Below are 6,360 nucleotides of genomic sequence, written 5' to 3'. Positions count from 1 at the left end.
GCGTCAGCTCGCGCAGCTTCTCGACCAGCGGCCCACGGATCTCCACCGCATAGTCCTGCTTGGCCTGCTGGCCGAATTCGGCCAGGTGGTCCAGCGAAAAGTTGATGCCGCCAATGAAGCCAATGCGGCCGTCGACGACGACGATCTTGCGGTGCATGCGCCGGAACAGGTTCAGGCGCTGGCCCAGCAAGCGTTTGACGGGCTTGAAGAAGTGCAGCTGCACGCCAGCCGTGACCAGCGAGTCGACGTAGTTGGGCGACAGGTCCGGCGAGCCCCAGCCGTCGATCAGCAGGTTCACTTTCACACCGCGGTTGGCCGCAGCGACCAAGGCTTCTCGCAACTGCAGGCCCACCTTGTCCTCGAACAGGATGAAGGTCTCCAGCCGCACCTCCTGTTGCGCCTGGGCAATCGCCTCGAAGACGGCCGGGTAATACGCTTCGCCGTTTTCCAGCAGGCGGATCTGGTTGCCGTCGGTCCAGTCCAGGCGGTGCATGGCAGCCCCTCGTCCGGCGAGTGTGTCGACCGATCCCCCAACGGGGTCAAGAAGCCTTGGGGGCGGCCCGTCGACTTCTTGGCCCCCATGGATGTGGTCGGAGGTGTTCATGGCTCGATGTGCGCCGCCAAGGGCGCATGGTCGGAAAGGTGGGCCCAGGGCCGGCGCGGCAGCCGCAGCGGCGCCTGCCTGCGCATGCCGCGCACGTAGATGCGGTCCAGCCGCAGCAGCGGCAGGCGGGCAGGGAAGGTGCGTGGCATGCCGCCGGGCACGTTGGCATGCACCTCGCGCAGGCCCAGCTTCATCAGCGGCGCATGCGCCAGGCCGCGCCAGTCGTTGAAGTCGCCGGCCACGATCAGCGGTGCGCCTTCGGGTACCTGCTGCGACATGACCTGGCCCAGGCGCTGGATCTGCTGCTGGCGCTCGCGCTCGCGCAAGCCCAGGTGCACGCAGATCACGTGCACCTGCGTCTGGCCGGGCAAGTCCAGCACGCAGTGCAGCAGGCCACGCGCCTCGGGCGCCTGCGTTGCGCCTTCGTGCGGCATGTCATGGTTGTGCCAGCGCACGATGGGGAACTTGGACAGCACCGCGTTGCCGTGGTCGCCCTCGGTGTAGACCGCGTTGCGGCCATAGGCATGCTGGTGCCACACGGTGTCGGCCAGGAATTCATAGTGCGGCGCGCTGGGCCAGTCGGCCACGCGGGCGCCGTGGCCGGCATGCCGGCCATGCACCTCTTGTAACAGCACCACGTCGGCCCCCACCGCGCGCATCGCGTCGCGCAGCGCGGGCAGCACGAAGCGGCGGTTCAGGCTGCTGAAACCCTTGTGGATGTTGATCGTCAGCACGCAAAAACCACGCGGGCCGAACGGAGCCGAGTTCGAGGCAAGCATGCAGCCAGTCTCACCGGGGCGCCAGCGCGGCTGCGTCGTCCGTCGCAGCACCAGGTTGTAGGACGGCGCCTCGGTAAAAACTGCGCGATGCCATGCTAGGGTCGTGCCATGCGTAATTCCGGCCGGGCGATGCATGCTCGGTCGGCTTCAATCAGGAGAGCCCAGCATGACCTTGTTCCATGACCACCGCCGTGCGCTGCTGGCCGCGACCGCTGCCGCCTGCCTGCTCGCCGCCGGCGGTGCACTGGCCCAGGCCAGCGTGCCGGTGCGCGTGGCCTCGAAGATCGACACCGAAGGTTCTCTGCTTGGCAGCCTGATCCTGCAGGTGCTGGAAGCAGGTGGCATCAAGACCCAGAACAAGCTGCAGCTGGGGGCGACCAAGATCGTGCGTGGCGCGCTGGTGGCTGGCGAGGTCGACATCTACCCCGAGTACACCGGCAACGGCGCCTTCTTCTTTTCCGACGAAAAGAACCCGGCCTGGAAAAACGCCAAGGCTGGCTACGAGCAGGTCAAGGCGCTGGACCAGCAGAAGAACAAGCTGGTCTGGCTCACGCCGGCGCCGGCCAACAACACCTGGGCGATCGCCATCCGCAAGGATGTGGCCGCGGCGAACAAGCTGAAGTCGCTGGAGGACTTCGGCAAGTGGGTGGCCGGCGGCGGCAAAGTCAAGCTGGCCGCATCGGCCGAGTTCGTCGAGCGGCCCGATGCGCTGCCGGCCTTCCAGGGCACCTACGGCTTCAAGCTCTCGCAGGACCAGATCCTGACGCTGGCCGGCGGCGACACCACCGTCACCATCAAGGCCGCCGCCGAGCAGACCTCGGGCGTCAACGCTGCAATGGCCTATGGCACCGACGGGCCGGTTGCTGCGCTGGGCCTGCAGATCCTCGAAGACACGAAGTCGGCGCAGCCAATCTATGCGCCGGCGCCTGTCATCCGCGCCGAAGTGCTGGCCCGCCAGCCGCAGATCGCCCAGCTGCTGGCTCCGGTCTTCCAGTCGCTGGACAGTGCCACGCTGCAGGCGCTGAACGCCAAGATCGCGCTCGACGGCCAGGACGCGAAGAAGGTAGCCGCCACCTACCTGAAGGCCAAGGGCTTCATCAAGTGAGCGTGGCCCTGCGCCCGGCCAATCGGGTGCTGCTGGTGTTGGTGCTGGCGGGTCTGGTTGCGGCACTCTCTTTGGCGTTCGTGACGCAGGCACCGAACCGGCTGGTGTCGGGCGTGGGCGTGCCGTTGCGCACGCTGTTGCATGGCGCGAACTGGGCGCTGGTCGGGGGGCCTTTTGCGTTGCTGGCGCTGGCCGTCTTTTGGCAGCCTTCGGTGGCCACGCAGGGCCTGGTGACGGCCGCTGCCGCGACGCTGTTGGCCGTGCTGGTCTGGCTGGCCGGCGCACATGCGACGCAAATGGCCGACGCCGCGGAAGCGGCCGGCAACAGCGCCGGGCGCACCTCGTTTGGCGGCGGCTTCTGGGTGTTGACGGTGCTGTGCTGGCTGGCCGCGGCGGATGCGGTGCAGCGGCTGAAGCTCGCCCCACTGGGCCGCACGTTGGCGCTGGCTGCGGTGCTGGCGCCAGTGGTCGTGTTGGCGGCATCGGGCGAGTTGGCTGCGCTGTCGCTGTTCAAGGAATACGACAACCGGCAGGACGTGTTCGACGCAGCGCTGTGGCGGCATGCGCAGATCGTCGGCGTCACCTTGTTGCCCACCTTGCTGCTCGGCGTGCCGCTGGGCGTGGCGGCGCATCGGCATCCGCGTTTTGGCGCACCGCTGTTTGCGCTGTTGAACGTGATCCAGACGGTGCCGTCCATCGCGCTGTTCGGCCTGCTGATGGCGCCGCTGGCCGCGCTGGCTTTGGCGCTGCCAGCGCTGGGCATCGGCGGCATCGGCCTGGCGCCGGCGGTCATTGCGCTGACGCTTTATTCGCTGCTGCCCATCGTGCAAAGCACCTTGACGGGGCTGCGCGAGGTGCCGGCAGCGGTGGTCGAAGCAGCGACCGGCATGGGGCTTACGCCGCGCCAGGTGTTCTGGCGCGTGCAGGTGCCGCTGGCGCTGCCGCTGCTGCTCTCGGGCTTGCGGCTGACGACGGTGCAGGCCATCGGCCTGGCCGTGGTCGCCGCGCTGATCGGCGCCGGCGGGCTGGGCGCCATCATGTTCCAGGGCCTGCTCAGCAGCGCGCTGGACCTGGTGCTGCTGGGCGTACTGCCGGTGGTGGCAATGGCTGTTGCGGTGGACGCGCTGTTCGCGGTGTTGACCCAATGGGCACAAAGGCACCAGCCATGATCGAGTTCCTCGGGGTCAGCAAGTCCTTTGGCGACGCGGCGGCAGTGCGCGACCTGTCGCTGAGCATTGAACGCGGTGAGTTCACGGTGCTGATCGGCGGCTCGGGTTCGGGCAAGTCGACCACGCTGAAGATGATCAACCGGTTGATCGAACACGATGCCGGCCGCATCCTGTTCCAGGGCCAGGAGATCCGCAGCTTCAAGCCCGAGGACATCCGCCGCCGCATGGGCTATGCGATCCAGTCCACCGGGCTGTTCCCGCACTGGACCGTGGCGCAGAACATCGCCACCGTGCCGCAGTTGTTGAAGTGGCCGGCGGCGCGCATCGCCCAGCGGGTGGCCGAACTGCTGGGCCTGCTGGGCCTGCCGCCCGATCAGTACCAGGGGCGCTACCCGCACCAACTCTCCGGCGGCCAGCAGCAGCGCGTGGGCGTGGCTCGCGCGCTGGCGGCAGACCCGGAAGTGCTGCTGATGGACGAGCCGTTTGGCGCGCTGGACCCGATCACCCGCGGCGCACTGCAGCAGGAAATGGCGCGCATCCACCGCGCCTCCGGCAAGACCATCGTGCTGGTGACGCACGACATCGACGAAGCGCTGGGCCTGGCCACGCGCATCGTGCTGCTGGACCAGGGCCGCATCGTGCAGGCCGGCACGCCAACCGAACTGCTGCGCCGCCCCGCCAACGATTTCGTGCGCGACTTCCTCGGCCGCGGCGAGATCGGCATCAAGCTGCTGGGCCTGGAAACCGTGGCCGCTCGTGTGCGACCCAACGAGCTCGCCGAGGGCGAGCCGATCGCGGCCACCTTGAGCCTGCGCGACGCCCTGTCGGTTTTCGTCGCCCGGAGTGTCGAGCGGCTGCCGGTGGTGGACGCACAAGGCCGTCCGCTCGGCACGCTGCATTTCGCCGACCTGCTGCACAGCGCCGTCTGAGCACAATGGTCCGCCTGTTGCGCCAACCCTTGCCCTGGGCGCTGGCCGCACTGCTCGCGCTGACCTGGGGCATGCCGCTGCTCAAGCCGCTGTTCGCTGCCGCCTTCCCCGCGCTGGACCGGCCGCTGTACGAGCAGGACACGTTCGCCCAGCTGGTCTGGGCGCACCTGCAGGTCGTCGGCCTGTCCAGCGGCATCGCGGTGCTGCTGGGCGTGTCCGCCGGCCTGTTCGTCACCCGCCAGGCCGGGCGCGAATTTCGCCCATTGGTCGAGACCGTGGTCGCGATGGGCCAGACCTTCCCGCCGGTCGCGGTGCTGGCCGTGGCCGCCCCGCTGATCGGCTTCGGCGAGGCACCCGCGCTGATCGCGCTGACCCTCTACGGCCTGCTGCCCATCGTGCGCAACACCATCGCCGGCATCGAAGCCGTGCCCGCCAGCGCCCATGAAGCCGCCGAGGGCCTGGGCATGAGCAGCTGGCAGCGGCTGCGTCAGGTCGAACTCCCGCTCGCGCTCCCGGTCATGCTCGCCGGCATCCGCACCTCGGTCATCATCAACATCGGTACCGCCGCCATCGCCTCCACCGTCGGCGCCAAAAGCCTGGGCTCGCCGATCATCGTCGGCCTGAGCGGCTACAACACGGCGTATGTGATCCAGGGCGCGATGCTGGTCGGCCTGCTGGCCATCGTGGCGGATCTGGGGTTCTCGGCGCTGGCGCGGTGGGTGAGCCGTTGGCGCATGAGCGAGGCGGGCTGAGCGCGACCAACTTCAAGTTCGCGGACGTTTGGCGTGCAAATCAACGGCTTAGCCTCTCGGCCCTTCGACCTGCGCCCTGATTGAAGGCCGAGCAAGGCAAGGCCTGCAGTTGCGTCTGCCTGGGCTGCAGGCGACCACACCCCCCATTTGGGTTGTCCGATAGCGACCCGATGGCGCTCTTGGCTGCCGATGAATCAACTCCGACACTCCCCCAGTCGGTATGACGAACTGCGCTCACAGAGGAGTCGGGATATGTTGCATTCTCCAGGTCGCCTCAGTGTTGGCGTGCTTCACGAGTCCGAAGTGATTCGCCAGGGTCTTGCTGCCATGGTCAGCGGGCACCAAGGTCTTGACCTCAGGGGCCCTGGTGTGGGCCAGGGCACACCGGTGCCTGAGGAGCTCTTGTCTGCCCGCGTCTTGCTGACGAGCCAGGACCTCGCTTTGGAGCTCCTCGAGCAACTCCTGCCATGCCGGGAGGGGCCTGCAATCATCGTTGTGGCTTCCTCTTTTGGGGACCAGGCAGCGCGAGCCCTGATTCGAAAAGGCGCCCGCGGGCTGCTGCTTCTTTCGGTTGCTTGTGACGAACTCCAACAGGCGGTACTGCGTGTTGGTGCGGGGCGTCGCCATATCACTCCGCCAGTGGCGTCTGTGATGGCGGAGCACGTTGGAGCCCCAGGTTTGACTTGCCGAGAGGCCACGCTGCTGGAACTGCTCGCTAGAGGCATGTCAAACAAGGCCATTGCCAGGGTATTGGGCATTTCAGACGGCACGGTGAAGACGCATGCAAGGTCGATCTTCTCGAAGCTTGGTGCCAGCAACCGGACGCAGGCTGTCGCCATGGCGGGCAAGCGCGGCATCCTCAAGTTGGGCGCCGACTTGCTGGACGCTCAGCCGGACGGTGACCCGTCCCTGGTGTCAGACGTGTTCTCGTGGGCGAACAGAGTGACTCGGGGCCGTCAATTGGCAGGGGCTCCGTCGGTGGCCGCCTGACTCCTCCCGCAATGAAGACTTTTCACAACGCG

General features: G+C 67.6%; 7 protein-coding genes. 5 read left to right on the top strand and 2 right to left on the bottom strand.

The window, feature by feature from the left end:
- Together FKP22_RS01840 and FKP22_RS01835 are read right to left on the bottom strand one after the other, a co-directional pair.
- A partial coding sequence (locus FKP22_RS01840) for a phospholipase D-like domain-containing protein (RefSeq protein WP_233446794.1) occupies positions 1-493 on the bottom strand: 493 nt, incomplete at its 3' end.
- A 107-nt stretch (positions 494-600) separates the two neighbouring features.
- Positions 601-1,383, bottom strand: coding sequence for an endonuclease/exonuclease/phosphatase family protein (locus FKP22_RS01835; protein ID WP_141284602.1), 783 nt, complete (start codon positions 1,381-1,383; stop codon positions 601-603).
- Between the two features lie 166 nt (positions 1,384-1,549).
- Here FKP22_RS01835 and osmF point away from each other — a divergent pair, with 166 nt between their 5' ends.
- The 5 genes from osmF (at position 1,550) to FKP22_RS34325 (ending at position 6,328) form a co-directional block, all read left to right on the top strand.
- On the top strand, positions 1,550-2,488 hold the full coding sequence (osmF, locus tag FKP22_RS01830) for a glycine betaine ABC transporter substrate-binding protein OsmF (RefSeq protein WP_141284600.1): 939 nt from the start codon (positions 1,550-1,552) through the stop codon (positions 2,486-2,488).
- Positions 2,485-3,657, top strand: a complete 1,173-nt coding sequence (locus tag FKP22_RS01825) for an ABC transporter permease (RefSeq protein ID WP_231010215.1) — start codon at positions 2,485-2,487, stop codon at positions 3,655-3,657. Before osmF ends, FKP22_RS01825 begins: the two co-directional genes overlap by 4 nt.
- Complete coding sequence (locus FKP22_RS01820) at positions 3,654-4,586, top strand: ABC transporter ATP-binding protein (protein ID WP_141284598.1); 933 nt, start codon at positions 3,654-3,656, stop codon at positions 4,584-4,586. The genes FKP22_RS01825 and FKP22_RS01820 overlap by 4 nt, the downstream gene beginning before the upstream one ends.
- 5 nt (positions 4,587-4,591) lie before the next feature.
- Complete coding sequence (locus FKP22_RS01815) at positions 4,592-5,338, top strand: ABC transporter permease (protein WP_141284596.1); 747 nt, start codon at positions 4,592-4,594, stop codon at positions 5,336-5,338.
- Between the two features lie 189 nt (positions 5,339-5,527).
- A complete protein-coding gene (locus tag FKP22_RS34325; RefSeq protein WP_141284594.1) occupies positions 5,528-6,328 on the top strand; it encodes a response regulator transcription factor in 801 nt (266 codons plus the stop codon).
- Positions 6,329-6,360 lie beyond the last annotated feature (32 nt).

It is taken from the genome of Ideonella azotifigens, assembly GCF_006519715.1.
GTDB lineage: Bacteria > Pseudomonadota > Gammaproteobacteria > Burkholderiales > Burkholderiaceae_C > Ideonella > Ideonella azotifigens.
This window is presented reverse-complemented; position numbering and strand designations above follow the sequence as displayed.